A 3,666-nucleotide genomic window follows, 5' to 3' on the forward strand; every position below is an offset into this window, starting at 1 on the left:
ACATCGTAAAGAGAAGATTTGTTCGAACTTCACAGCCCGCAAGGGGTGTGATTTGTCGCGGGAGACGCTCAATCTCCCGCATATGATGGGTTTGCCTAACCGCACCCTCGAACCGATCTCGAGAAGCTGGTCTTTTTGTGCCAATGCCATTGAAGCTAGATCCTGCACAGGATCTGGTTCGAGCGACGATCTCTTCGAGATCGCGCTGAGGCGACAATCCTTTGGGTTTGTGGCTGAAGCGACGATCCCTTCGGGATCGCGCGGTGGGTATTGGCAATGAGAACGATCAAGTGTCTTAAGGGCAATTGGTGGATGCCTTGGCATGCACAGGCGATGAAGGACGTGATACGCTGCGATAAGCTACGGGGAGGTGCGAATACCCTTTGATCCGTAGATTTCCGAATGGGGAAACCCACCTAAGGTGCTTGGAAAATCAGAGCAGCAGGTAATTGGCGCGAGATCCCAAAAGGATTGAGCGTTAAGCGACGATCTCTTTGAGATCGCGCAGACTTGCTGCTGTGGTTTCCAAGGATCTGTTATAGGTAACTTATCCTGAATACATAGGGATAAAGTGGCGAACGCGGGGAACTGAAACATCTAAGTACCCGTAGGAAAGGACATCAACCGAGACTCCGGCAGTAGTGGCGAGCGAACCCGGACCAGGCCAGTGGCGATGATGAGACAAGCGGAACCTTCTGGAAAGTAGGGCCATAGTGGGTGACAGCCCCGTACGCGTAATGCAAATCATCGTCCTCGAGTAAGGCGGGACACGTGAAATCCTGTCTGAAATTGGGGGGACCACCCTCCAAGCCTAAGTACTCGTGCATGACCGATAGCGAACTAGTACCGTGAGGGAAAGGTGAAAAGCACCCCGACAAGGGGAGTGAAAGAGTACCTGAAACCGATTGCCTACAAACAGTGGGAGTCCAAGGTTCGTCCTGGGTGACCACGTACCTTTTGTATAATGGGTCAGCGACTTAGTGTGACGAGCAAGCTTAAACCGCTAGGTGTAGGCGCAGCGAAAGCGAGTCTGAACAGGGCGTTCAGTTCGTCGCATTAGACCCGAAACCGAGTGATCTAGCCATGAGCAGGTTGAAGGTAAGGTAACACTTACTGGAGGACCGAACCCATAACTGTTGCAATAGTTCGGGATGACTTGTGGCTAGGGGTGAAAGGCCAATCAAACTCGGAAATAGCTGGTTCTCCGCGAAATCTATTTAGGTAGAGCGTCGACCGAATACCCCAGGGGGTAGAGCACTGGATGGGCTAGGGGTCCTCACCGGATTACCAAACCTAACCAAACTCCGAATACCTGGGAGTACTAGTCGGCAGACACACGGCGGGTGCTAACGTCCGTCGTGAAAAGGGAAACAACCCTGACCTACAGCTAAGGTCCCCAAGTTATGGCTAAGTGGGAAAGGATGTGAGGATCCCAAAACAACCAGGATGTTGGCTTAGAAGCAGCCATCATTTAAAGAAAGCGTAACAGCTCACTGGTCTAAATAAGGGTCTTTGCGCCGAAAATGTAACGGGGCTCAAGCCATACACCGAAGCTTAGGGTTCGTGAGCAATCACGAGCGGTAGCGGAGCGTTCTGTAAGCTGATGAAGCCATACCCGTGAGGGGTGGTGGAGGTATCAGAAGTGCGAATGCTGACATGAGTAACGTAAGGGGAGTGAGAGACTCCCCCGCCGAAAGTCCAAGGGTTCCTGCTTAAAGCTAATCTGAGCAGGGTTAGCCGGCCCCTAAGTCGAGGCAGAAATGCGTAGACGATGGGAACCACGTTAATATTCGTGGGCCTGGAGGAAGTGACGGATCATTGAGGTAGTCCAATCTTATCGGATTGAACGGGCTGCTGCGTGGTTCCAGGAAATAGCTCCTCCTTATAGACCGTACCCGAAACCGACACTGGTGGACTGGTAGAGTATACCAAGGCGCTTGAGAGAACTATGCTGAAGGAACTCGGCAAATTGCACGCGTAACTTCGGAAGAAGCGTGACCCTTTTCCACGCAAGTGGAGGAGGGTGGCACAGACCAGGGGGTAGCGACTGTTTATCAAAAACACAGGGCTCTGCGAAGTCGCAAGACGACGTATAGGGTCTGACGCCTGCCCGGTGCTGGAAGGTTAAGAGGAGGGGTGCAAGCTCTGAATCGAAGCCCCAGTAAACGGCGGCCGTAACTATAACGGTCCTAAGGTAGCGAAATTCCTTGTCGGGTAAGTTCCGACCTGCACGAATGGCGTAACGACTTCCCCGCTGTCTCCAGCATAGACTCAGTGAAATTGAATTCCCCGTGAAGATGCGGGGTTCCTGCGGTTAGACGGAAAGACCCCGTGCACCTTTACTATAGCTTTACATTGGCATTCGTAGTGGCATGTGTAGGATAGGTGGTAGGCTTTGAAACCTGGGCGCCAGCTCAGGTGGAGCCACCCTTGAAATACCACCCTTATCACTATGGATGTCTAACCGCGGCCCGTCATCCGGGTCCGGGACAATGTATGGTGGGTAGTTTGACTGGGGCGGTCGCCTCCTAAAGAGTAACGGAGGCGCGCGATGGTGGGCTCAGAACGGTCGGAAATCGTTCGCTGAGTGCAATGGCATAAGCCTGCCTGACTGCGAGACTGACAAGTCGAGCAGAGACGAAAGTCGGTCATAGTGATCCGGTGGTCCCGCGTGGAAGGGCCATCGCTCAACGGATAAAAGGTACGCCGGGGATAACAGGCTGATGACCCCCAAGAGTCCATATCGACGGGGTTGTTTGGCACCTCGATGTCGACTCATCGCATCCTGGGGCTGGAGCAGGTCCCAAGGGTATGGCTGTTCGCCATTTAAAGCGGTACGTGAGTTGGGTTCAGAACGTCGTGAGACAGTTCGGTCCCTATCTGCCGTGGGTGTAGGAATATTGAAAGGATCTGTCCCTAGTACGAGAGGACCGGGATGGACGGATCTCTGGTGGACCTGTTGTGGCGCCAGCCGCATAGCAGGGTAGCTATATCCGGACGGGATAACCGCTGAAGGCATCTAAGCGGGAAACCCACCTTAAAACGAGTATTCCCTGAGAACCGTGGAAGACGACCACGTTGATAGGCCGGGTGTGGAAGAGCGGCAACGCTTGAAGCTTACCGGTACTAATAGTTCGATCGGCTTGATCGTTCTCATTCCCTATGCCCATTTTGGGCGACAATCCTTCGGATTGCGCCGAGATGGTCTGTTCTCACTCACGCTTGTTCCGCCCTGCGGGCGGCGCTACGTGGGTGCGGCGCATCGGCGCCGACGGTCTGTCGACCTTGCGAAGCTTCGCTTCGAAAGGCGCCAAGACCAAAAGAACGGTAAAGGCACACATAAGACCAGCGAACAGCTCAGAGAGAGCAGAAAATAGGGTTCCCTATTCGCTACTCTCTCATCGCTATTCGCTCAAAAAGCTTCTCGAGCAACGTGCGCTTTGCCGACCTGGTGGTTATGGCGGAGCGGCTGCACCCGATCCCATTCCGAACTCGGCCGTGAAACGCTCCAGCGCTGATGGTACTTCGTCTCAAGACGCGGGAGAGTAGGTCGCTGCCAGGTCTGCAAAACGCACGTTGCAAAAATCCAGTCTTCTCCTTACAAATCAGGCCCGCCAATCGGGAACCCGGGCCGCGCAAGCGGCCCTTTCAGTTGGCGCAAGCTTG

Annotated in this window: 2 rRNA genes; both read left to right on the plus strand. The window is 54.0% G+C overall.

Annotation, left to right across the window (positions count from 1 at the left end):
* Window positions 1-284 precede the first annotated feature (284 nt).
* A 23S ribosomal RNA gene (locus tag AC0L15_RS32975) occupies window positions 285-3,151 on the plus strand.
* A gap of 296 nt (window positions 3,152-3,447) precedes the next feature.
* Window positions 3,448-3,562: ribosomal RNA gene (gene rrf, locus AC0L15_RS32980) — 5S ribosomal RNA — on the plus strand.
* Window positions 3,563-3,666: the final 104 nt, after the last annotated feature.

This window comes from Mesorhizobium sp. WSM4846 (assembly GCF_055811415.1).